Annotated in this window: 21 protein-coding genes; 16 read left to right on the top strand and 5 right to left on the bottom strand. The window is 64.9% G+C overall.

The window, feature by feature from the left end:
• Positions 1 to 261: 261 nt before the first annotated feature.
• From AC1Q6Z_RS08490 to AC1Q6Z_RS08460, 7 genes are all read left to right on the top strand, one after another.
• Entirely contained in the window at positions 262 to 2166 is a 1905-nt protein-coding gene (locus AC1Q6Z_RS08490; protein ID WP_492647440.1) for a sigma-54-dependent Fis family transcriptional regulator, read from the top strand.
• A gap of 172 nt (positions 2167 to 2338) precedes the next feature.
• Positions 2339 to 3118 carry an SDR family NAD(P)-dependent oxidoreductase gene (locus tag AC1Q6Z_RS08485; RefSeq protein WP_439622426.1) on the top strand — a complete coding sequence of 260 codons (780 nt, stop codon included), beginning with the start codon at positions 2339 to 2341 and terminating at the stop codon, positions 3116 to 3118.
• Positions 3119 to 3145: 27 nt separating this feature from the next.
• Positions 3146 to 4678, top strand: a complete 1533-nt coding sequence (locus AC1Q6Z_RS08480) for a sugar ABC transporter ATP-binding protein (RefSeq protein WP_492647439.1) — start codon at positions 3146 to 3148, stop codon at positions 4676 to 4678.
• Positions 4668 to 5654: an ABC transporter permease gene (locus AC1Q6Z_RS08475; protein WP_256114669.1), complete on the top strand. Its 987-nt coding sequence runs from the start codon at positions 4668 to 4670 to the stop codon at positions 5652 to 5654. The genes AC1Q6Z_RS08480 and AC1Q6Z_RS08475 overlap by 11 nt, the downstream gene beginning before the upstream one ends.
• A 37-nt stretch (positions 5655 to 5691) precedes the next feature.
• Entirely contained in the window at positions 5692 to 6663 is a 972-nt protein-coding gene (locus AC1Q6Z_RS08470; RefSeq protein ID WP_492647438.1) for a substrate-binding domain-containing protein, read from the top strand.
• A 62-nt stretch (positions 6664 to 6725) separates the two neighbouring features.
• Positions 6726 to 7466, top strand: a complete 741-nt coding sequence (locus AC1Q6Z_RS08465) for an SDR family NAD(P)-dependent oxidoreductase (RefSeq protein WP_492647437.1) — start codon at positions 6726 to 6728, stop codon at positions 7464 to 7466.
• Between the two features lie 215 nt (positions 7467 to 7681).
• Entirely contained in the window at positions 7682 to 8290 is a 609-nt protein-coding gene (locus AC1Q6Z_RS08460; RefSeq protein WP_435264830.1) for a TerC family protein, read from the top strand.
• Positions 8291 to 8297: 7 nt separating this feature from the next.
• Here AC1Q6Z_RS08460 and AC1Q6Z_RS08455 read toward each other — a convergent pair whose 3' ends face one another.
• Positions 8298 to 9179, bottom strand: coding sequence for a PhzF family phenazine biosynthesis protein (locus AC1Q6Z_RS08455; RefSeq protein ID WP_492647436.1), 882 nt, complete (start codon positions 9177 to 9179; stop codon positions 8298 to 8300).
• 73 nt (positions 9180 to 9252) lie between these two features.
• The gene (locus AC1Q6Z_RS08450; RefSeq protein WP_492647435.1) at positions 9253 to 10128 is read right to left on the bottom strand and encodes an AraC family transcriptional regulator; all 876 of its coding nucleotides are present in this window, start codon (positions 10126 to 10128) and stop codon (positions 9253 to 9255) included.
• Between the two features lie 77 nt (positions 10129 to 10205).
• Between AC1Q6Z_RS08450 and AC1Q6Z_RS08445 the strand changes: the two genes are divergently transcribed.
• Entirely contained in the window at positions 10206 to 11363 is a 1158-nt protein-coding gene (locus AC1Q6Z_RS08445; RefSeq protein ID WP_492647434.1) for a serine hydrolase domain-containing protein, read from the top strand.
• A 49-nt stretch (positions 11364 to 11412) separates the two neighbouring features.
• Here the strand turns inward: AC1Q6Z_RS08445 and AC1Q6Z_RS08440 are convergent, their stop codons facing one another.
• Positions 11413 to 11859, bottom strand: a complete 447-nt coding sequence (locus AC1Q6Z_RS08440; RefSeq protein WP_492647433.1) for a VOC family protein — start codon at positions 11857 to 11859, stop codon at positions 11413 to 11415.
• A 105-nt stretch (positions 11860 to 11964) separates the two neighbouring features.
• Positions 11965 to 12966 (bottom strand): AraC family transcriptional regulator, encoded by a 1002-nt coding sequence (locus tag AC1Q6Z_RS08435; protein WP_492647432.1) that lies wholly within the window; start codon positions 12964 to 12966, stop codon positions 11965 to 11967.
• A 119-nt stretch (positions 12967 to 13085) separates the two neighbouring features.
• Here AC1Q6Z_RS08435 and AC1Q6Z_RS08430 point away from each other — a divergent pair, with 119 nt between their 5' ends.
• From AC1Q6Z_RS08430 to AC1Q6Z_RS08420, 3 genes are all read left to right on the top strand, one after another.
• Positions 13086 to 13853: a 3-hydroxyacyl-CoA dehydrogenase gene (locus AC1Q6Z_RS08430; protein WP_492647431.1), complete on the top strand. Its 768-nt coding sequence runs from the start codon at positions 13086 to 13088 to the stop codon at positions 13851 to 13853.
• A 25-nt stretch (positions 13854 to 13878) separates the two neighbouring features.
• On the top strand, positions 13879 to 15069 hold the full coding sequence (locus tag AC1Q6Z_RS08425; RefSeq protein WP_492647430.1) for an acetyl-CoA C-acyltransferase: 1191 nt from the start codon (positions 13879 to 13881) through the stop codon (positions 15067 to 15069).
• Positions 15070 to 15257: 188 nt separating this feature from the next.
• Positions 15258 to 16376, top strand: coding sequence for a branched-chain amino acid ABC transporter substrate-binding protein (locus AC1Q6Z_RS08420; protein WP_492647429.1), 1119 nt, complete (start codon positions 15258 to 15260; stop codon positions 16374 to 16376).
• A gap of 45 nt (positions 16377 to 16421) precedes the next feature.
• Here the strand turns inward: AC1Q6Z_RS08420 and AC1Q6Z_RS08415 are convergent, their stop codons facing one another.
• Entirely contained in the window at positions 16422 to 17279 is an 858-nt protein-coding gene (locus AC1Q6Z_RS08415; protein ID WP_492647428.1) for a LysR family transcriptional regulator, read from the bottom strand.
• A 92-nt stretch (positions 17280 to 17371) separates the two neighbouring features.
• On the opposite strand from AC1Q6Z_RS08415, the gene AC1Q6Z_RS08410 reads away from it, so the two are divergent.
• The 5 genes from AC1Q6Z_RS08410 to AC1Q6Z_RS08390 are packed head-to-tail and all read left to right on the top strand — an operon-like array spanning position 17372 to position 22613.
• Positions 17372 to 18709: an aspartate aminotransferase family protein gene (locus AC1Q6Z_RS08410; protein WP_492647427.1), complete on the top strand. Its 1338-nt coding sequence runs from the start codon at positions 17372 to 17374 to the stop codon at positions 18707 to 18709.
• A 13-nt stretch (positions 18710 to 18722) separates the two neighbouring features.
• Positions 18723 to 19169 carry a cobalamin B12-binding domain-containing protein gene (locus AC1Q6Z_RS08405; protein WP_319313142.1) on the top strand — a complete coding sequence of 149 codons (447 nt, stop codon included), beginning with the start codon at positions 18723 to 18725 and terminating at the stop codon, positions 19167 to 19169.
• Positions 19166 to 20155 (top strand): methylmalonyl Co-A mutase-associated GTPase MeaB, encoded by a 990-nt coding sequence (gene meaB, locus AC1Q6Z_RS08400; protein WP_492647426.1) that lies wholly within the window; start codon positions 19166 to 19168, stop codon positions 20153 to 20155. Before AC1Q6Z_RS08405 ends, meaB begins: the two co-directional genes overlap by 4 nt.
• Positions 20152 to 21852, top strand: a complete 1701-nt coding sequence (locus AC1Q6Z_RS08395) for a methylmalonyl-CoA mutase family protein (RefSeq protein ID WP_492647425.1) — start codon at positions 20152 to 20154, stop codon at positions 21850 to 21852. The genes meaB and AC1Q6Z_RS08395 overlap by 4 nt, the downstream gene beginning before the upstream one ends.
• An 11-nt stretch (positions 21853 to 21863) precedes the next feature.
• Positions 21864 to 22613, top strand: coding sequence for an enoyl-CoA hydratase/isomerase family protein (locus tag AC1Q6Z_RS08390; protein ID WP_492647424.1), 750 nt, complete (start codon positions 21864 to 21866; stop codon positions 22611 to 22613).
• The last annotated feature ends 6 nt before the right edge of the window (positions 22614 to 22619 follow it).

Here is a 22619-nt window from a genome sequence, read left to right as displayed (position 1 = left end):
AGTTTCCGTGCCAACTGGGCGCGCACCGGAAAACGGGGCTTGCGAACCAGGGCACTGTCGCAGTGCGACACGGCTGCGACAGCCTGGTGTTGCAGGCGCGGGCGGGCTCTATGAGCATTGCGCGAAATGACAGAAGCGGCGGCTTCGTGCTATCGGTTTCACAAGGATGTGCTGTTGACGTCGCGGGCGGGACGGCGACAATTCGCGCGTAAGGAACCACGCCGAACATTATCCGGTTGAGGGCGTCGGGAGGACGTAACCATGACTGCCACGACAAACCATTCGCACACGGTCATCTCCGCGCTCGGCCAGTCGGCGCGGTTGCAGGGCGCCAACCAGCCGCATCTGTCGCGCGTCGTCGCCTCCTGGGAGCGCTGCGTCGAACAATACGGCCTCGACCCGTACAAGGTGGCCTTCCCGACCGTCGTTACGCAGACGGAGCTGAAAAGCTACCAGGAGCGGGTGGAGGACCTCATCGCGGTCGCGATGCCGGAAGTGGAGCGGCTGTTTACCCGTTTCGTCGCGCATGACTACATCGTTTCGCTGACGGATGGCCGCGGCGTCACGGTGCTGTTCCGCTCGCAAAACCCGTCCGCCGGCAAATGCGCCGATTCCGGCCTGATCCTCGGCGCGGTCTGGTCGGAGGAGTTGCAAGGCACCAACGGCATCGGCACCTGCCTTGCCGAGGCAAAGCCCGTCTCCATCGTCATGGACAACCATTTCGACGAGCGCCTCGTCGATTTTAGCTGTACCGTCGCGCCGATCTTCGGCGGTGGCGGCAAGGTCGCGGCAGCGCTCAACGTCAGCACCGCGCGGCCGAGCGATCATTCCGTGCAGTCGATCGTCAGCGAGGTCGTGCGCCGTGCCGCACGCCGCATCGAGAACCGCTTCTTCTCGCGCTGCCACACGGGCCGCGACCTGCTGCGCGTCTCGCAATACGAGGATTTTTCCGATGTCGGCGTCGAGATGCGCATGGCGCTCGATTCCTCCGGCCGCATCGTCGATGCGACGCCGGATGTGTTGCGCTTCCTGTCGCGCAAGAACACGTCCTTGATCGGCCAGTCGCTGTTCGACGTCACAGGTGCAGGCCGCAACGTCTTTTCGAGTGCGCAGTCGGCGGAGATCGAGGTCAACGGCAACCGGTTTTTCATCCGCCTTGCCGAATCCGACAAGCGGCCGGCGCTGGCCGCAACGGCGTCGCGCGTGCTGCCCAAGGCGGCGGTGCAGGCGCCGGACATGAAGCTGCTGGTCGGCGACGATCCGGCGATGGCGCTCCAGATCGGGCGCATGCAGAAGCTCGTCGATCGCCGCCTGCCCGTGCTGCTGCAAGGCGAGACCGGCTCCGGCAAGACGGCGCTCGCCAAGGCGCTGCATCAGGCGAGCGCCTGGTCGAAGGGGCCGTTCGTTTCCATCAACTGCGCCGCCATTCCCCCGGAACTCATCGAAAGCGAGCTGTTCGGCTACCGCCCCGGCGCCTTTACCGGTGCTTCCAAGCAGGGCTCGAAAGGGCGGATCGCGGAAGCCGATGGCGGCACGCTGTTCCTCGACGAGATCGGCGACATGCCGCTGGCGCTCCAGACGCGCCTGTTGCAGGTGCTGTCCGATGGGGAGTTCGTCGCGCTCGGTGCGACCGAGCACACGAAGGTGCAGTTCTCGTTGATCTCGGCGAGCCTGCACGACATTCCGAAGCTCGTCGAGGAAGGGCGCTTCCGGCAGGACCTGTTCTACCGGCTCAGTGGCGCGACCTTGAGCGTGCCGCCGCTGCGGGCGCGGTCCGACCGGCATCTCGTCATCGAGCGCTTTCTCCTGCGCGAGGCCGCCGAGGCCGGCATTCCCGATGCCCGCATCGATCCGGCGGTGCTGAAAATCCTGCTCGCCTACCAGTGGCCCGGCAACATCCGGGAGCTGAAACATGTGGCCCGTTTCGCGGCGACGCTCGCGGAAACGGCGACGATCTCGCTTCGCGATCTTCCGCCGCCCTTCAAGGCGGACGGCGCCGGCGGCCCGGCGGATGTGACCGGCAATGAACGCCAGATCATCGAGCTGGCGTTGCAGCAGAGCGGCTGGAACGTCAAGCTTGCCGCCCAGCGGCTGGGCATCTCGCGCGCGACCTTGCATCGCCGGATTTCCGCGCTCGGCCTGATCCGCATGGCGTCCGCGCCGTGAGGCGCAGGGCGTGTCGCAGATGTGACACGCCCCTGTCGCTGCGTCCAAGGGCTGCGACACGGGTGTTTTTTGTAAGTGATTGAAATGGAACAATTTTAAGAGTTGGCACGCTTCCTGCTCCTTCTCTTGCGAGGCTGGCGATCATCGTCAGGAAAGCAAGGAGGAGCATCCGATGTCGAACAAGGGTCAAACCGCATCTCAGGGCCGCGTCGAGGGCAAGGTGGCGATCGTAACGGGCGGCGCGCTCGGCATGGGGCGGGCCTTCTCGCTCCGGCTCGCGGCCGAAGGCGCGACGGTTATTGTCACCGACATCAACCGGGAAGACGGTGAAAAGGTCGTCGCGGACATCGAAGCGGCCGGCGGCACGGCGGAGTTCCACGTCCTCGACGTCGCCTCCGAGGAAGACTGGGCAAAGCTCCAGAAATCCGTCGAGGAGAAATTCGGCAAGGCCGACATCCTGATCAACAATGCCGGCATCTACCTTTCCGGCACGACGGAAAACACCGACAGCGCCGCCTGGGACAGGACCTTCTCGATCAACGCCAAGGGCGTGTTCCTCGGGTCGCGCGCCGCAATCCCGCTGATGCGCAAGGCCGGCGGCGGCTCGATCGTCAATATCAGCTCGAACTGGGGCATCGTCGGCTTCCCCGACGCGGTCGCCTATGTCGCCTCCAAGGGTGCGGTGCGGCTGCTGACCAAGGCGACGGCGACGGAAGTGGCCAAGGACGGCATCCGGGTCAATTCGGTGCATCCGAGCCTGACGATCACCCACCTGTCGAAGGATATCGTCAACGACCCGGTCGCCACCAAGGCGCTACTCGGGCCGTCCCTGCTTGGCCGCCCCGCAAAGGCGGAAGAGATCGCCAATGGCGTGCTTTTCCTCGCCTCCGACGAGTCCTCCTACATGACCGGCAGTGAGCTGGTCATCGACGGCGGTTATCTCGCGAGCTGATCCTCTCTGGCCGAGCGGAGGCTTGCCATGACCCAATACCTGGTGGAGGCGCGCGGCGTCTCCAAATCCTTCGACGGCGTGCCGGCCCTCGTCAACGGCGAGATCACGCTCGCCCCCCGTGAGGTGCTGGCGCTGTGCGGCGGCAATGGCGCGGGCAAATCGACCTTCCTCAACATCCTCATGGGCCTGCTCCAGCGGGATGAGGGGACGGTGCGCATCCACGGCCGGGAGGTCAATTTCCGCTCGCCGGCCGACGCGCTGGCCGAAAGCATCGCCATCATCACGCAGGAGCTTTCCCCGGTGCCCGACATGACCGCGGCCGAGAATATCTTTCTCGGCCGTGAGCCGCGCCGCGGCGGGGGGCTTGTCGATCATGCGGCGATGCTGCGCAACGCGCGCCAACTGCTCGCGGAACTGCATTTCGACGTCGATGCGGCGCGAAAGATGGCGCAGCTCTCGCTGGCGCAGACCCAACTCGTCGAGATCGCACGCGCCATCAGCCGCAACGCGCGCATCCTCATCATGGATGAACCGACCTCAGCTATCGGCGAGCATGAAACGCAGATCCTGTTCGACGCCATCCGGCGTCTCACCGCCAGCGGCGTCGGCGTCATCTATGTCAGCCACCGGCTCGAAGAGCTTTTCGAGATCGCCGACCGCTACACGATCTTTCGCGACGGCCGTTATATCACCAGCGGCAACATGGCCGAGATCGACCGGCGTCACCTGGTGGAGCTGATCATCGGCCACGAGATGCCGACGCGCAGCGAAACCGCCGGGGCGAAGGCAGACGACGCGCCGATCCTGCTCGACGTGGAACACCTGTCGCACCGCCAGCAGTTCCACGACATCAGCCTCAGGCTGCGCGCCGGCGAGATCACCGGCATCTACGGCCTGATGGGCTCGGGCCGCAGCGAATTCCTGAACGCCGTTTACGGTATTGGCGCGCGTAATGAAGGCGTGGTGCGGCTCTGCGGCACCGTCCTGCCGCCCCAGCGCCCGGACCGGGCGATCGCCGCCGGCATGGCCATGGTGACCGAGGACCGCAAGGACTCCGGGCTCAATCTCGAAGCCTCGATCCGGCACAACATCTCGATGCCGGTGCTCGGCAGCCTGGCGCGGTTCGGAATGATTGCGCGTGGACGGGAGAAGGTGCTGAGCGCTGGCATGATCAAGCGCCTTTCGGTGCGCACCAGCGGCGACGGTCTCAAGGTCGCCGCCTTGAGCGGCGGCAACCAGCAGAAGGTGGTGGTGGCGCGCTGCCTCGCCTCGCAGCCGAAGGTACTGATCTGCGACGAGCCCACCCGCGGCATCGACGAGGGCGCCAAGCAGGAGATCTACCAACTCCTGCGGGATTTTGCGGCGGGCGGCGGCGCGGTGCTCGTCTGTTCCTCCGAGGCGCCGGAACTGCTGCAGCTCTGCGGCTCCATCGCGATCTTCAAGAAGGGCCGGCTGAAGCGCTTCGTGCGCGCCGCCCAGTCCGACCAGCGAACACTTTTGCACGAGGCATCCTTGAGCCTCAGCCTCGAGGAGGGGGAGGAAAATGTCCATGAACAGTGAAAGTCTTCGTAAGCCGGGCAATCCGGCCCTGTCGCAATTCGGCGCGACCGCCCGCAATATTCTGCAGAACCAGGGCATCCTGATCGTCTTCGTGCTGCTGTGCGTCGTGCTCACGCTGTCGAGCGAGTTCTTCCTGACCTGGAACAACTGGACGAACATCATCCGCCAGACGGCGATCAACGGCATCCTGGCGATCGGGGTCACCTATGTCATCCTCGCCGGCGGCATCGACCTGTCCGTCGGGTCGGTCATGGCGCTCTGCGGCGCGGTGGCCGCGAGCTTTTCGGTGACGCCCGACCACTCGTTCATCGGCGTGGCGCTTCTCGCAAGCCTTGCCACAGGATTTGTCGCCGGTCTCGTCAACGGCGCGCTCACCGCCTATCTGCGCATCCCGGCCTTCGTCGTGACGCTCGGCATGTTGAGTGCCGCGCGCGGCCTGACCTTCATCTACACGGATGGCCGGCCGATCTCCAACCTGTCGCAGCCGTTCCTGTGGTTCGGCAACGGGGCGGTGCTCGGCATTCCGGTGCCGATCGTCGCCCTCGCGGTGGTCTTTGCGGTCTGCTGGTTCGTGCTGCGCTACACGGTGTTCGGCCGCCACGTCTATGCTGTGGGCGGCAACGAGCGCGCAGCGATCACCAACGGCGTGCGCACCCGCCGCGTCACCGCACTCACCTACATCGTCTCCGGCGTGCTCGCCTCGCTTGCCGGCGTCATCCTCACCGCCCGCTCGACCGCCGCCCTGCCGCAGGCCGGCATCGCCTACGAACTGGACGCCATCGCGGCCGTGGTGATCGGCGGCACCAGCCTTTCCGGCGGCAAGGGCACGCTGATCGGCACCGTCTTCGGCGCGCTGATCATCGGTACCATCAACAACGGTTTGGATCTCTTGGGAATTTCTTCCTACTACCAGCAGGTCGTCAAGGGCCTGATCATCGTCGGCGCCGTCCTGCTCGATGTCGGGCGCCGCCGCTAGACTTCTACCAACCACAGAACCTCGGGAGGATATGTCTGTGAAACTGAAGAAACTCGCCCTCATGGCAGCCGCGTTGACGCTGATGTCGACGCAGTCCGCATGGTCCGAATACCGCATCGCGCTGATGCCCTTCGGCCTGCCGGAATATATGTCGACCTTCGTCAACGAGATCGAGCAGCATCCGCTCGTCAAGGACGGCACGGTCAAGATCACCGTTCTCGACGGCCGCTTCGACGCCTCCGTCCAGAGCAACCAGATGGACACGCTGATCACCCAGCGGGTCGACGCCATCATTTTCTCGCCGATCGATTCCGAGGCGGCGACCGCACCCGTGGCGCGCGCCGCCGCGGCCGGCATCCCGGTCATCGGCGCGGTGACGAAGGCTAATTCGGACCAGATGTTCGCCTATATCGGCACCAACGACGTCGATGGCGGCCGCATCATCGCGGAGCACATGGCAAGCGAACTGAAGGGCGCGGGCAATGTCGTGATCCTGGAAGGCCCGATCGGCAACTCCCCGCAGCTCCTGCGCCGCGAAGGCATCGACGGCGTGCTGGCAAAGAACCCGGAGCTTAAACTGCTCGCCTCGAAGACCGCCAACTGGTCGCGCGCCGAGGGATTGGCGGTGATGGAGAACTGGCTCTCGCTCTACGGCGATGCGGTCAACGGCGTGATCGCCGAGAACGACGAGATGGCGCTCGGCGCGATCCAGGCGATCGAGGGCAAGGGGCTCGACACGGCCAAGGTGAAGGTGGTGGCGATCGACGGCATCCAGGACGGCATCCGCGCCGTGAAGTCGCACGGGCTGTTCACGCTGTTCAAGTCGGCCCATCACGAGGGGCAGGGCGCACTCGACCTCGCCTTGCGCGCGGTCGTCGGCGAGAGCTACGAGCCGAAGGCCGATATCTGGCAGGGCGACATGACATGGGCCGGCGGCACCGCCAAGCAATATGACGTGCCGTGGATCGAGATCACCCCGGCCAATGCCGACAAATTCCTGAAGGAATGACCATCAGCGCGACCGGGAGGACACTCCCGGTCGATCCCGGCCAGGATTGCGGAGCTTATACAATGTTGAAAGACAAGATCATTCTCATCACCGGCGGTGCCAGGGGGATGGGCGAGGCGCATGCGCGGCTCTTTGCCGAGCGCGGCGCGACGGTGCTGATCACCGACATGGACAGGCGCGGCGAAAGCGTCGCTCAGGACATTGTCGCGGCAGGCGGCAAGGCGCATTTCCGCACGCTCGACGTCACCGACGAAGAGCAGTGGAAAGCCTGCGTCGCATGGGCGATGGCGGAGCACGGCAGGATCGACGGGCTCGTGAACAATGCGGGCATCCTGATCCGCAAGACGATCACCGACATCGACATGGCCGACTGGAACGCCCTGTTCGACATCAACGTGAAGGGTACGTTCCTCGGCTGCAAACACGTACTTCCCGCCATGAAGGCCGGCGGCTCGATCGTCAACGTGTCCTCGATTTCCGGCCATGTGGCGAACATGGAAGGCATGAGCGCCTATTGCGCCACCAAGGGCGCGATCCGCCTTCTCACCAAGGGCGTCGCCGTCGACTACGCAAAGTTCGGAATCCGCGTCAATTCCGTGCATCCCGGCACGATCTCCACGCCGATGACGGCGGAATACGAGGCCGATCCAAGCAAACACGAAATGCTGGTCGGCGTCACGGTGATGGGGCGCATCGGCCAGCCGCGCGAAGTCTCGGAAGCCGTCGCCTTCCTGCTGTCCGATGGTGCGTCCTACATGACGGGATCCGAGATGACGGTGGACGGCGGCTTTACGGCTGTGTGAGCAGCCGGAGGCCTCGATGAAGGCGGAGGATCCGCGGCATGCGCCCGCGGATTTCCCCCTGGGCCCAAGCCGCGGCCTGTTGCCCACCACAATGCTGGACCTTGCAAAACGCGAACCCGACGCTGTACTGATCGCAAGAGGCTGAGGAGTCGCTCGGACAAGAGAAACCCGAGTCGCTTACCCGGCAGTCGATGCATATCTGAGGGTGGGGACGCATGGATATATTTACATCAGCCGGTCTGACGGCGCTTTTGCAGGTCATCGCAATCGATCTGGTTCTCGCTGGCGACAACGCCGTGGTCATCGGCCTTGCGGCGGCGGGACTGGAGCCCGCGCAGCGCAAGAAGGCGATCCTCGTCGGCATCATCGCGGCAACGCTGCTGCGTATCGCCTTCGCCACGGTGGCCGTGCACCTGCTGGCGATCATCGGGCTTCTTCTCGCCGGCGGCCTGCTGCTGCTCTGGGTCTGCTGGAAGATGTGGCGCGAACTGCATGCCGGCCATAATGGCGAGGAGGGCGTGGACGTCGAAGGCGCCCCGCGAAAAACCTTCTTCCAGGCCGCGACGCAGATCGTCGTCGCTGACGTCTCCATGTCGCTGGACAACGTGCTCGCCGTCGCCGGTGCCGCGCGGGAACATCCGAGCGTGCTGATCGTCGGCCTTGCGCTCTCCATCGCGCTGATGGGCATCGCGGCGAACTTCATCGCCCGCCTGCTCAACAAGCACCGCTGGATCGCCTATGTCGGCCTTGCGATCATCCTCTACGTCTCGCTCGACATGATCTATCGCGGCGCCGTGGAAGTGATGCCGTATCTCTCGCCCTGACGACGCCTCATGCGACGGTGGTTTCGCCACCGTCCATGCGCACCCGGCCGCCAAGCCAGCAGCCGGTCGCCCGGCCGTTGTCGACGTTGAAGCGGACCGAGATTTCCGAAGGGCGAAACATCGCTCGGCCCTGGCGGATGGTGATGGTGCGGGGGGAGGCCTCCACCAGTCCGTTCGCCAGCAGGCCGAAGGACAGCGCTGCGGCCGCGATCCCCGTCGCCGCGTCTTCGGGATAACCTGACGACTGCGGAAACTGGCGGGCGTCAAAGACCTGTTCGGCGTGGTCGACCGCGGCATAGGGATAGAGGCCGGTGGAGCCGATCCTCGTGCAGATCGCCTCGACCCGCGTGTAGTCCGGCCGGAGGTTGTCCAGAATGTCGGGGCTTGCCAGAGGCACCAGCGTTTTCACCCGGCTCGTGCAGGCGTTCTGGATGGGGAAGGGCGCGAGGTGTTTTTTCTCGATGCCGAGCACGCTCAGGATTTCGGCTATGTCGTGGTTCGGCACAGGCTTGATCGTGCCCGCCGGCTGCGAGATCTCGACGGATCCGGCATCCAGAATTCGCGCCTGGACCCGGCCGCTTTTCGTCTGGATGTCGAGGTGGTCCTTCTCCAGCCGTCCGAGATGCTGGAGCAGCCAGATGGCGCCGACGGTGGCGTGGCCGCACATGGACATTTCATGGTTCGGCACCCAGAAGCGAAGTGCGAGGTCGTAGTCCGCGCCGGCCGGCGGGCTGATGACGAAGCCGCTTTCGTGGCCGAAGGCGCGCGCGACCTGCTGCATGTCGGCATCGGACATGCCGTCTGCATCGATCACGATCGGCGCCGGATTGCCGCCGTTCGGGCCACCGTAGAAGACGCTGACGAAGTGAAGATCGCGATTCTCAAACATGTTTGCTCCTCCGGCCGGACGTTATGGGGCCAGGATAGGGGGAATGCCGCAGCGGCGGCATGCCCGGCGGGCCTTACGCCTTGACCGAACGGGCCATGCCCGACCGCACATCCGAGGGCGACCGGTCGAGCAGGTGCCGCATGGCACGCGCCAAGGCCGTGCTGCTTTCGAACCCGATCCTGTAGGCGATCTCGCCGATGGGCAGGTCCGTCTCCTCAAGAAGACGGACGGCATTTTCAATGCGCACCTCCTGCTGGAACTGCCCGATCGACCGGCCGGCCGCGTCCCGAAAAAGCCGCGTCAGGTGCCGCCGGGACAGGCCGAAATGCTGGGCAAGCTGGTCGAGCGGAATGTCGCGCTCCGCGTGAAGGCGGACGAAAGATTTGATGTCTTCAACCAGCGCGGCCCCATGGTTCTGCTGGGTGGCGGTGGAGAGCGGCTTGCCGGAAAAGACGTCCATGATGCATTGCGTCAGCAAGGCGGAGGACAGCTTTCTTCGAACGGAACTGTTTGATTCCCCAAGATCTTTGCGCAGGAGCAGGGACTGGATGGCGCGAATGGCCGACGTCCGGGCGATCTGCACGGGCGCGCCTGCGCGCCGGCGAAAAGCCGCGCGCGAACCGATCGTGTCGACCAGCCGCAGCAAGGCGTCCGGCGCGGCATAGAGCGCGACATGCACGCTGGTGCCCAGGCCGGCCCGGGTCGTGTGAGCGCGCTCCGGCGGAACCAAGATGAAGCGGTCCTGCGACAGCCAGAGGCCGCGCGGCTGGCCTTCATGCGAGAGTTCGATCACGCCGCTGCTCGGGATCATGACCATGTATCCATCGTGCCAGTGCCATGGCACGGCATAGTCTTTTCCGCCGCCGATGAGCGCCATGTGCTCGTCGTCCGCGGCGATCAGCGATGCCGCGTCGCTCGGTTTTCGCAGTTGCTCAAGGGATCGCAGCATGGTTGTCTCCGTGCATCCGGCAGGCCTTCGAAGGCCTGTCGAGAATGAGATATGCGTGATCGAGGACGTCAGACACAATGCCCCCATCTTCATTTACCGCCCGATACGGTTTCGAGCGCGATACCGTGCGACTGGACAACTGGCGGCAGGCGCCCTGCAACGTCTGGGCCTTTCGCAATGTCGGCGAGCTGGTTCCGTCGATGCGCATCCGGGCGTCGGCTCGTGCGGCGGACGAGGCGGTCGGTGATCCGCTCGGCATTCTGGCGACACATGCCGCGGCGCTGCTGCGCAGTTCCACGGATGCCCTCGTCGTCATGAAACATGGCCGCGTGATCGCCGACTATTACGCAGCCGATTTCGGCCCGCAAGACCAGCATATCGTGTTTTCGATCAGCAAGTCGATCACAGGTCTCCTGGCCGGTCTTGCTGAGGCCGAGGGGCTGCTCGATCCGGAGGCACCCGTTTCTCTCTATGTCCCGGAGATTGCGGGCTCGGTCTATGCGGATGCCACCGTGCGCCATCTGCTGGACATGCGCATCACCCTGGATTTCGAGGAGGACTATCTCGACACGTCGGGCAATTACGGCCGCTATCGCCGGGCTGTTCTCTGGCATCCGGCCGAGGCGGGCCAGCTGTCGCTCGATCTCGTGGATTTCCTCGCCTCGCTGAAAAAAGGCCCGGGCGACCATGGCGGCGCGGTCTCCTACAAGTCGCCGAACTCGGACATGCTCGGCCTGGTGATCGAGCGGGCCTGCGGGCAGCGTTATGCGGATTTCGCCTCTGAGCGGCTGTGGAAACCGATGGGCGCGGCGCAGGACGCGTTGATCACCGTCGATGGGGCCGGGGCACCGCGCGCGGCTGGCGGCATATCGATGACGGCAGGCGACCTCGCGCGGGTCGGCGAGATGATGCGCAATGGCGGGCGATCGCCGACCGGAGAACAGGTGCTGCCGGAGGCCTGGGTCGAGGACACGACAAGGACCGGCGGCAGTTCTGAGGCCTGGCTGGCGGGCGGGAATTTCTGGCTTCCGGACGGGCGCTATCGCAATCAATGGTATCAGACGGGATATCCGAGCGGGGCCTTCGCTGCGATCGGGGTGCATGGCCAATGGCTCTATGTCGACCCGTCGGCCGGCGTGGTCATCGCCAAGCTGTCCTCGCAACCGTTGCCGGTGGATGAAGAATGCGACCGGCTGTGCCTCTCGCTGTTTCAGGCGATCTGCGCGGTTGCGTGAAAAACTGCCGCCGGCTCCGGGCAGGCGGCAGTTGCGAAGCTTCGAGCGGTCAGCCCTGGCCCGGCTGCCAGTCGCCCGAGGGGATGCTGTTGATCATCCACGGCACGCCGAACTTGTCGACGAGCGAGCCGAAGCCGGGCGACCAGAAGGTCTCGGAAAACGGCATGATCGCCTTGCCCCCTTCGGAGAGTTCGTCGAACCAGCGCTTGGCCTCGGCCTTGTCGGTGGTGTGCAGGGTGACGTCGAAGCCGTTCTTGGGTTTGTCGACATTCGGCGCCCAGGCGATATCCATGTCGGCGCCCATCAGCGCCTGGTCGCCGACGTCAAGCCAGCAATGCATCAGCCAGGTCTTGTATTTGGGATCGCTGATCGGCATGTCCGGCGGTGCGTCGCCATATTCCATGGCCGCGGTGATCTTGCCGCCGAGCACCTTGGCGTAGAATTCGAAGGCTTCGCGGCACTGTCCCTGGAAGCTCAGGCTGGTCACGATTTTCATGGTCGGCTCCTCGTTGTCGATGTTTTGTTCACACGGAAAATAGCCTGCCGTAAGGTGATGTTGATATCAACGTAAATGCATGGCCAAGTCAACCCGCCAAATGGTTTACCCGGCCGAACTTCTCTGAAAGCCGCGCCGGAAGAGGGCCGGGGATTTGCCGGTCCATTTGCGAAAGGCGCGATAGAAGGCGCTCGGCTCGGAAAAGCCGAGGTCGGCGGCAAGCTCGGCGACGTTCGTGCCGCCGTCGGCGAGAGCTTCCATGGCGAGCGAGCGCCGCAGATCGTCCTTGATCGAGCGATAGGTCTCGCCCTCCAGCCGCAGGCGCCGCCGAAGGCTGGGCGCGGCAATGCGCATGCGGCCGGCCAGCACCTCGAAACTCGGCCAGGCGGCGGGCGGCGTGGCGTGCAGCCGCTCCCGAATGGCGGCGGAAAGGCCGAGGTCGTGGCGATAGCGCACGAGGATGTTTGCCGGCGCATGCCGGAGAAAATCCTTGAGCGCCCGCTCGTCGCGGATTGGTGGCAGCTTCAGGAATTCGGCATCGAAGACGAGCCGCGTCTCGGGCTGGTCGAAGCGTACGGGCGCGCCGAAGAACAGGCGATAGTCGGTGCCGGTCGGCGGTGCGCTACAACGGAAATCGACCCAGCGGATCGGCACTCGCCTCCCGACCAGCCAGCAATTGACGCCATGCACGATGATCCAGAAAGTGCGGTAGGCAAAGGCCGAGCGCATGGCACCGCTATCTCTCAGCACGATCTGCGCCAGCCCCTTTTCGACGACCAGTTCGCCATGCGGGTCGTCCAGCACCACCCGCAGGAAGCGGAGTGCGCGCCGCAGGGCATGTTCGAGCGTCACGGTCGACAGGATGGCGTGGCACAGCAGGGCAAAGCTGCCGGCGCGCATCGGGCGCGCGCCCTCGCCGAAGAACTCGTCGTCCATGGTCCGCGCCACGGCATGCCAGAGCGCGCCGTATTGTTCGGCCGGAATGGGGCCGGTGATGACGGGCGGCAGGCCGACCTGGGCCAGCAACGGCTTCGCCGGCACGCCGTGACGTTGCAGGCATTCCAGCGTGTCGTCCATGAAACACGGGGCGATCATGCGGCGTTCCATGGTGACTGTCCCGTCCTCGACTATGGCAAAAGCGATCACGAAAACTGCGATCTTCGGTCATTGCATACCATATTTTGCCGCCGCATCATCCTGCCTGAAACGGGTGGGAGCAGGAAAGCATGGAACTGAAAAGCCGCGTCTTCGTCGTCACGGGCGCGAGTTCCGGTCTGGGTGCTGCCGTCACGCGCATGCTGGCCGCGGAAGGTGCAAGCGTGCTGGGGCTTGATGTGAATGCTTCGGCTGGCGAGACACTGGCTGCGGAGCTTGGCGAAAATGTGCGGTTCCGCCACGCGGACGTGACGAGCGAGGCCGATGCCAGCGCCGCTCTGGCCTATGCCAAGGAGGTCTTTGGCCATGTGAACGGCCTGGTCAATTGTGCCGGCATCGCACCCGGTGAGAAGATCCTCGGTAAAACCGGTCCGCACGGTCTGGACAGTTTCGCTCGCGCCGTCACCATCAACCTGGTCGGCACGTTCAACATGGTGCGGCTCGCCGCCGCGGTCATGGCCGAGGAGGAGCCGGACGGTTTTGGCGAGCGCGGGGTGATCGTCAACACGGCGTCGATTGCCGCCTTCGATGGACAGATCGGCCAGGCGGCCTATGCGGCCTCGAAGGGTGGAGTGGCCGCGATGACGCTGCCGGTGGCGCGCGAGCTGGCGCGGTTCGGCATTCGCGTGGTGACCATTGCGCCCGGCATTTTCGAGACGCCGATGATGGCCGGCATGTCGCAGGATGTTCAGGACACGCTCGCGGCAAGCGTGCCCTTTCCGCCACGCCTCGGGCGGCCGGCGGAATATGCCGCGCTGGTAAAACATATCTGTGAGAATACGATGCTTAATGGCGAGGTGATCCGCCTCGATGGAGCGTTGCGCATGGCGCCGCGGTGAGGCCGGCCATGGGAAGGAGAATCGCATGAACAATCAGGACCCGGTGGTCATCGTCGGCCACGCCCGAACCCCGCTCGGCGGTTTCCAGGGCGATTTGAAGGATCTTTCCGCGCCCGAGCTCGGTGCCGCCGCCATCGGCGCCGCCCTGGAACGCGGCGGCATCGCCTCTGCCGATGTCGATGAAGTCGTGTTCGGTTGCGTGCTCACGGCGGGGCTCGGCCAGGCGCCGGCCCGCCAGGCGGCCATCGGTGCCAGCATTCCGTTTGGCGTTGGGGCCACGACCGTCAACAAGATGTGCGGCTCGGGCATGAAGGCCGCCATGCTGGCGCATGACCTGATCCAGGCGGGATCCGCTTCCGTGGTGGTTGCTGGCGGCATGGAGAGCATGAGCAACGCCCCCTATCTGCTCGACCGGGCGCGGCAGGGCTATCGCATGGGGCACCAGCGGACACTCGACCACATGTTCCTCGATGGGCTGGAGGACGCTTATGACAAGGGGCGGCTGATGGGCACCTTTGCGGAGGATTGTGCCGAGGCCTACCAGTTCAGCCGCAGCGCGCAGGACGACTACGCCATCGCCTCGCTGGAGAAGGCTCAGAAGGCGGGCGCCGAGGGCGGCTTTGCCGGCGAGATCGCGCCGTTGACCATCGGCTCGGGCACCAAGCAGCGAACCATCAGCCAGGACGAGCAGCCGCAGAAGGCGCGGATCGACAAGATCCCGCTGCTGAAGCCGGCTTTTCGCGAGGGCGGCACGGTGACGGCCGCCAATGCCTCGTCGATTTCGGACGGCGCGGCGGCGCTCGTGTTGATGCGCCGGTCGGCGGCGGAGGGGCAAGGAGCCGCACCGCTCGCGCTGATCCGCGGCCACGCCACCTATGCGGACGCACCGAACCTCTTTCCGACCGCGCCGATCGGCGCGATCCGCGCGCTCTGCCGGCGCGTCGGCTGGGAGATCGGCGATGTCGACCTGTTCGAGATCAACGAGGCCTTCGCCGTCGTGCCGATGGCGGCGATCCGCGAACTGGGGCTCGCGCCGGACCGGGTGAATGTGAACGGCGGCGCCTGCGCGCTCGGCCATCCGATCGGCGCCTCCGGCGCCCGGGTGATCGTCACGCTCGTCAATGCTCTGCGTCTGCGGGGGCTGAAACGCGGCATCGCATCCGTCTGCATCGGCGGTGGCGAGGCGACGGCGATAGCGGTGGAGATCCCCGCCTGACCTGACGAAATCCACAGAACGGTCGGCGGTATAAGAACAAGGGAACAACCCCGGCGACCACACACCGTCCAACATTATCGGGACGGAAACCCGGCGCGCTTCGCGCGCGCCGGATGGCTTTCTGCGTCAATCCGTGGGCGCCGCAGAAAGCTTCATCAACGCCCGCAGCCATACTGGGAGCGCATCAAATGAAGAAACTACTCTTGTCCTCGGTCGTCCTGACATCGCTCGCGATGTTTGCGGTCAATGCCCGGGCCGATATCCTGATCGGCGTCGCCGGCCCCATCACCGGCCCGAACGCCGCCTTCGGCGCGCAGTTCGTCAAGGGCGCGGAACAGGCCGTCGCCAATATCAACGCCGCCGGCGGCGTGCTTGGCGAGCAGTTGAAGGTCGTCATCGGCGATGACGTGTCAGACCCCAAGCAGGGCATTTCCGTCGCCAACAAGTTCGTCGCCGACGGCATTCACTACGTTGTCGGCCATTTCAACTCCGGCGTCTCGATCCCGGCTTCCGAGGTCTATGCGGAAAACGGCGTGCTGCAGATCACGCCCGCCTCGACCAACCCGCAATTCACCGAGCGCGGCCTCTGGAACACCTTCCGCACCTGCGGGCGCGACGACCAGCAGGGCAAGGTCGCGGGCGAATATATCGCCGCGAACTTCAAGGACGCCAAGATCGCCATCGTGCACGACAAGACGCCCTACGGGCAGGGTCTCGTGGACGTGGCGCGCCAGACGCTGAAGGAACACGGCATCGGCGACGTGCTCTATGAGGGCATTACCAGCGGCGAGAAGGACTTTTCGGCGCTCATCGCCAAGATGAAGGATGCCGGCGTGACGCTGATCTATTTCGGCGGCCTGCACACCGAAGCCGGCCTGATCATGCGCCAGTCCGCCGACCAGGGGCTGAAGGCCACGCTGTTTTCCGGTGACGGCATGGTGTCGAGCGAGCTGGCGCAGATCGCCGGCGATGCGGTGATCGGCACGCTGAACACCTTCGCTCCCGATCCGCGCCGCAACCCGACGGCGAAAGAGGTGGTCGAAAACTTCCGTGCCGCGGGCTTCGAGCCGGAGGCCTATACGCTCTACTCCTACATCGCCGTGCAGATCGTCGCCGCAGCCATCGAGAAGACCGGCTCGGCCGAGGACGCGCAGAAGGTTGCCGAAACCATCAAGGCGGGCGGACCCTGGGCCACGGCGCTGGGCGAGATCGGCTATGACGCCAAGGGCGATATCACCCGCCCGGACTATGTCATCTACGAATGGAAAAAGGGCGAGGACGGCAAGCCGACCTATTTCGAGAAATAGGGGTTGCTCCGACGGCTGCGGCGGGAGAGGTCTCGCCGCAGCCCATTAAAGCGTGGGCAGCGTCGCGCGGATGTGATCGGCAAAGGTGGTGACGGCGGGCGAGCGGTCGCCTTCCGCGAAGACGATCAGCATGCCGAGATGTGGCAGGTGCGGCAGCGGCGCATTGAGGATGTGCAGGTCCGGCGGCACCGCCTCCTGCGTCATCACGCAGATGGCAAGGCCCGACCGGGCAAGGCCGATCAGCCCGGCAAGACTGTTGCTGGCATAGGCAATCTTGTAGCGCAGGCCCGCCCGCGCCATCGCCTCGCAGGCTGCACGGTGGTCCATGGCGTTCGATGCCGGCAATGCCAGCGGCACCGTATCGCCGAAATCGTGCAGTTCGAGCGTCGGCTTGCTGCCGACCCAGACGAGCGGTTCGGTGCGCACGACATTGTCGACGTCGTTCAGGTTGGGTGTCGAAACCAGCGCGAGGTCCACCTTGCGCGATTGCAGTAGCCCGCGCAGTTCGGCGGTCGGCGCCGATACGACCTTGATCTCGACATCCGGATAGCGCGTGCCGAAACTCTTGAGGAGCATCGGGAAGAAGGACAGCAGATAATCTTCCGGGCTGCCGAAGACGATGGAGCCGTGCAGGCCCTTGTCGGAAAAAGCGGAGACCGCTTCGTCGTGCATTTTCAGAATGCGCTCGGCATAGGCCAGGAACCGTTCGCCGCTGCCCGTTAGCCGGACCCCACTGCCGCTGCGGTGCAGCAGGTTCTGGCCGAGCATCTCTTCCAGCCGCTGCATCTGCATCGTCACCGCCGATTGCGTGCGCCCGACCTGCACCGCCGTGGCGCTGAGTGAGCCGGAATGGGCAGCGTGCACGAAGGTGATGAGCAGGCGGAGATCGAGCGGACCATGCATATCAGTTTTCCTTATATCCGAATCCAAGAACTATCAATTTTACAGAGATGACGCCAGCGGCTACCGTTTTTTCACAGACATTGGAGGCTCACATGTCAAACAATCAGGATCCCGCCTTCTGGGCAGCCGCACGCAAGCATCTCATCCGCTACGGCGGCAGTTTCGACCCCGCCATCATCGAGCGTGCCGAGGGCTCCTTCGTCTATGACGCGGATAACCGGCCGATCCTAGACTTCACCTCCGGCCAGATGAGCGCGCTGCTCGGCCATTCCCATCCGAAGATCGTCACGGCCGTGCAGCGCCAGATGGCGAAGGTCGCGCATCTCTTCTCCGGCATGCTGTCGCGCCCCGTGGTGGAACTCGCCGAGCGCCTGGCGGCGCTGGCGCCGGGACTCGATCGCGTCATGCTGTTGTCGACGGGTGCGGAATCGAACGAAGCGGCCATCCGCATGGCCAAGCTCGTCACCGGCCGGCACGAGATCGTCGCCTTCTCCAAGAGCTGGCACGGCATGACGGGCGCGGCGAGTTCGGCGACCTACAGCGCCGGCCGCAAGGGCTACGGTCCCGCCATGGTCGGCTCGCTGACCATTCCAGCGCCGAACACCTTTCGCCCGCGCTTTCGCCATGCGGATGGCAGCCTCGACTGGAAGACGGAACTCGACGACGCGTTCGGCCTCATCGACAGCCAGTCCGTCGGCAGCCTCGCGGCCTTCATTGCCGAGCCGATCCTGTCGAGCGGTGGCCTGCTGGAATTGCCGCTCGGCTATCTCGCCGCGCTGAAGGAAAAATGCCGCGAGCGTGGCATGCTGCTCATCCTCGACGAGGCACAGACCGGCGTCGGCCGGACGGGAACGATGTTCGCCTTCCAGCGCGACGGCGTGACACCGGATATCCTGACACTCTCCAAGACGATCGGCGCCGGCCTGCCGCTTTCGGCGGTCATGACGACCGCGGAGATCGAGGACACGGCGCATGAGCGGGGCTACCTTTTCTACACCACGCATGTCTCCGACCCGCTGCCGGCGGCAATCGGGCTGGCCGTGCTCGACGTCGTCGAGGAGGAAGGGCTCGTCGAGCGCGCGCGCCATATCGGCGGCAGGCTTTTCGAGGGGTTGTCGCAGCTGAAGTCGCGCTTCGAATGCGTCGGCGACGTTCGCGGCCGCGGCCTGATGCTCGGCGTCGAGATCGTCAAGCCCGATGGCAGCGGCGGTTCCGATCATGAACTCGGCAGCCGCATCGCCGCGGAAGCCTTCCGTCGCGGGCTCAGCATGAACATCGTCAAGCTGCCCGGCATGGGCGGCGTGTTCCGCATCGCGCCGCCGCTGACGATTTCCGAAGACGAGATCGAACTTGGCCTGCGCATCATCGCCCAGTCCATCGAGGCGGCATCGGCGGCCGGCGCAAGCCCCGCCGGCATTGCGGCAGAGTGAGGAAAAACAATCGATGACCGAAACGAACCTTGGCGATGCCGCTACGGCCGAAGCCCCCGAAACCATCCGCGTGCTTGTCGCCAAGCTCGGGCTCGACGGCCATGACCGGGGCGCCAAGGTGGTGGCCCGCATCCTGCGCGATGCGGGCATGGAGGTCATCTATACCGGCCTCTACAAGACGCCAAAGGATGTCGTGCACGCCGCGATCCAGGAGGACGTCGACGTCATCGGCGTCAGCCTGCTTTCCGGCTCCCACGTGCCGCTGTTTCGCGAGCTGTGTCGCTGCCTGCGCGAGGAGGGCGCCGAGCATGTGCTCGTCGTCGCCGGCGGAGTCATTCCCGAGCAGGACTATGCCGCGCTCCTGGAAAGCGGCGTGGACGCCATCGTGCCGCAGGAGGCGCGCGCCGACCTGATCGTCACGACGATCGAAGGCCTCATCGCCGCCCGTGGTCGCATATGACGATCGTCACGCATTCCCGAACGGCAAAGCGCGGCATCTACACGCCCTCTGCCGCGCTGGTGAAGGACGTGCTTGAGGGGCGGTCGATCGCCATCGCCCGGATGATTTCTCGCGCCGAAGAAGGTTATCCCGAGGCCGCAGAGGCGCTCGCCGAACTCTACAAACATGGCGGCAATGCCCATATCGTCGGCATCACCGGCGTGCCGGGGGCCGGCAAGTCGACGCTCGTCTCGGCCCTCATCAAGGCCTATGCCGCGGAAGGCCGCAAGGTCGGCGTCATCGCGGTCGATCCGAGCAGTCCCTATTCCGGCGGCGCGATCCTCGGCGATCGCGTGCGCATGAGCGAGACGGCCGCAGCCGGCGGTGCCTTCGTGCGCAGCATGGCGACCCGCGGCCATCTCGGCGGGCTGACGCGTGCGACACTTCAGGCGGTCGATGTGCTCGACGCGGCCGGTTATTCGCCCATCATCATCGAGACGGTCGGGGTGGGCCAGGACGAGGTGGAGGTGGTGACCGCCGCCCACACCGTCGTGGTTCTCTCTGCGCCCGGCCTCGGGGACGATATCCAGGCGATCAAGGCCGGCATTCTGGAAATCGCCGACATTCATGCCGTCAGCAAATGCGACAAGCCGGAGGCATCGGCGACGGTTTCGGCGCTTCAGGGCATGCTGTCGCTCGGCGGCGGGTCCGGCTCAAACTGGACGTCGCCCGTCCTGCCGGTCAGCGCCGTTTCGGGCGAACGCATCGCCGAACTGAAGGACGCCATCGGCGCGCATTGGGCGCATCTGCGTGACAGCGGCGAACTCGCCGCACGCCAGCGCGCCATCTGCAAGACGCGCATCCTCGGCACCGCAAGACATCTATTTCAGCAGAAATTCCAGCAGGAATCCGCAACGCTCGAGACGCATATCCGAGCCGTGACGGAACGGCGGATGGACCCGTCGATCGCCGCGCGCGCCCTGCTGGGTTGGGAGGAAACCCGATGACCGACACCACCCTGTTTTCCACACAGGCGATCGACAATATCCGTGAAAGCCAGACGGAGTGGGAGGAGGGCGCGCTCGCCGCCTTCCTGAAAACCAGGCCGGAGGAAAAAGCGGTCTACGAGACGGAAAGTGGCATTCCGCTGAAGCGGATCTATACCGCAGCCGACGTCGCCGATATTCCGGCCGACGAACTCGGCTTTCCCGGCGCCTATCCGTTCACGCGCGGCGTCTATCCGACCATGTATCGCGGGCGGCCATGGACCATCCGCCAGGTCGCCGGCTTCGGCAATCCGGAAGCGACCAACCAGCGCTACAAATACATGATCCAGACGGGCCAGACCGGCCTTTCGACGGATTTCGACCTGCCGACCCTGCTAGGGCTGGATTCCGACGATCCGATGGCCTTCGGCGAGGTCGGGCGCGTCGGCGTCGCCATCGACACGATGGAGGATGTCGACCGGCTGTTCGACGGGATCGACCTCGAAAAGATCTCGGTCTCGCTGACGATCAATCCTTCGGCCTGGGTCGTCTATGCCATGTTCGTCGCGGTGGCGGAGCAGCGCGGCCTGGATCTCCACAAGCTGACCGGCACCTTGCAGGCCGATCCGCTCAAGGAATATGTCGCGCAGAAAGAGTGGATCTATCCGGTCCGCCCGGCCGTACGCCTGCTGCGCGACCTCATCATGTACAGCGCCAAGGCGACGCCGAAGATCAATCCCGTCAGCCTCAGCGGCTATCACCTCTCCGATGTCGGCGGCAATGCGCTGCAGGAAATCGCCTTCACTATGGCCTTCACCATCTCCTATTGCGAGGAGGTGACGAAGGCCGGCATGGATATCGACGATTTCGCGCCGCGCCTGTCGTTCTTCTTCATCAGCCACCAGGATTTCTTCGAGCAGATCTGCAAGTTCCGCGCGGCACGCCGCGTCTATGCCAAGATCATGGCCGAACGCTTCAACGCGAAAAAGCCGGAATCCATGCGCCTGCGCGTGCATGTGCAGACGGCGGCCATGAGCCTCACCAAGGTCGAGCACCACAACAACCTCATGCGCACGGCCATCCAGGCACTCGGTGCCGTGCTCGGCGGCTGCCAGAGCATGCACACCAACGGCCTCGACGAAGCCTTCGCCATCCCGACCGAAGAGGCGATGAAGCTCGCCATCCGCACCCAGCAGATCATCCGCGAAGAAATCAACGTGACCTCGGTCATCGATCCCCTCGGCGGCTCCTATTTCATCGAGCGCCTGACGAAGGACATGGAGACCGAGATGTGGAAGATGCTCGATGAGGTGCAGGAACGCGGCGGCGCGATCCAACTGGTGGAGGAGGGGTGGTTCCAGCAGAAGCTCGCGGATTCCGCCTATGCGACCTTCAAGAAGATCGATTCCGGCGAGAAGATTTCCGTAGGCGTCAACAAGTTCGCCGACGAGGCGAGCAGCACGGCGGACGTGCACATCCATCCCTATGACGACCATTGCACCCAGTTGCAGATCGACCGCCTGAAGATCATCCGGGCGAACCGGGACGATGTGCGGATCAAATCGCTGATGGCGGAACTCGTCGAGCAGGCCCGCTCGGACGACGTCAACCTGCTGCCCACGACCATCGAACTGGTGAAGGCCAAGGCGACGCTTGGCGAGATCTGCAGCGCGCTGCGCGAGGTCTGGGGTTCCTATGACGAACCGATGATTGTGTGAGGAGGCCGACGATGAACGATGCCGTGATTTCCACGATCGACGGGCCGATCGCCTGGGTCAAGCTGAACCGGCCGGAGCGGCTGAACGCCATGAACCGGCAGCTCGTCGACAGGCTTTCCAAGGCGCTTGCGGCCGCAGAAGCCGACGAGGGCGTGCGCGCCATCATCCTGCATGGCGAGGGCCGGGCCTTCTGTTCCGGCGACGACCTCAAGGATCTCGACGCGCAGACTGCCTCCGAGGCCGAAACGCAGGACTGGGTGGAGGCCATCCAGGCCGTCACGCTCCAGATCATGCAGTCGCGCAAGATCATCATCGCCGCGGTGCACGGCTGGTGTGTCGGCGGCGCGCTGGAATGGGTTATCAACTGCGACTTCCGGCTGTTTGGCGAAAAGACCCGCTGGTTCTTCCCCGAGGTGACCTATGGCCTGTTCGTGACGGGCGGCGTGACGGCGCTCTTGACGAAGCAGGTTGGCCCGCAGGTCACCAAGGAGCTCCTCATTCTCGGCGAGCGCCATGATGCGCAGAAGGCGATGGAGGTGGGCATCGCCTGGAGGATCGTCGCCGACGACCGGCTGCTTGACGAGGCCCGGCAACTGGCGCTGACGATCGCCGCGCGCCCGGCCGCTGCCGTTGCCGACGTCAAGCGCGCCATCAATGACGGTTTTCACTCATCCCTCAAAGATGCAATGGCGCAGGAGACGGCAGCCACGGTTCGTGGCTTCCTCTCTCCCGAGGCGCAGGCAAAGGCAAAAGAGTTCTGATCCGTG

This window comes from Shinella sp. GW835-FHT14H05 (assembly GCF_058793575.1).
The sequence above is the reverse complement of the archived record's forward strand: the minus strand, read 5'-3'. Positions and strand labels throughout refer to the sequence as shown.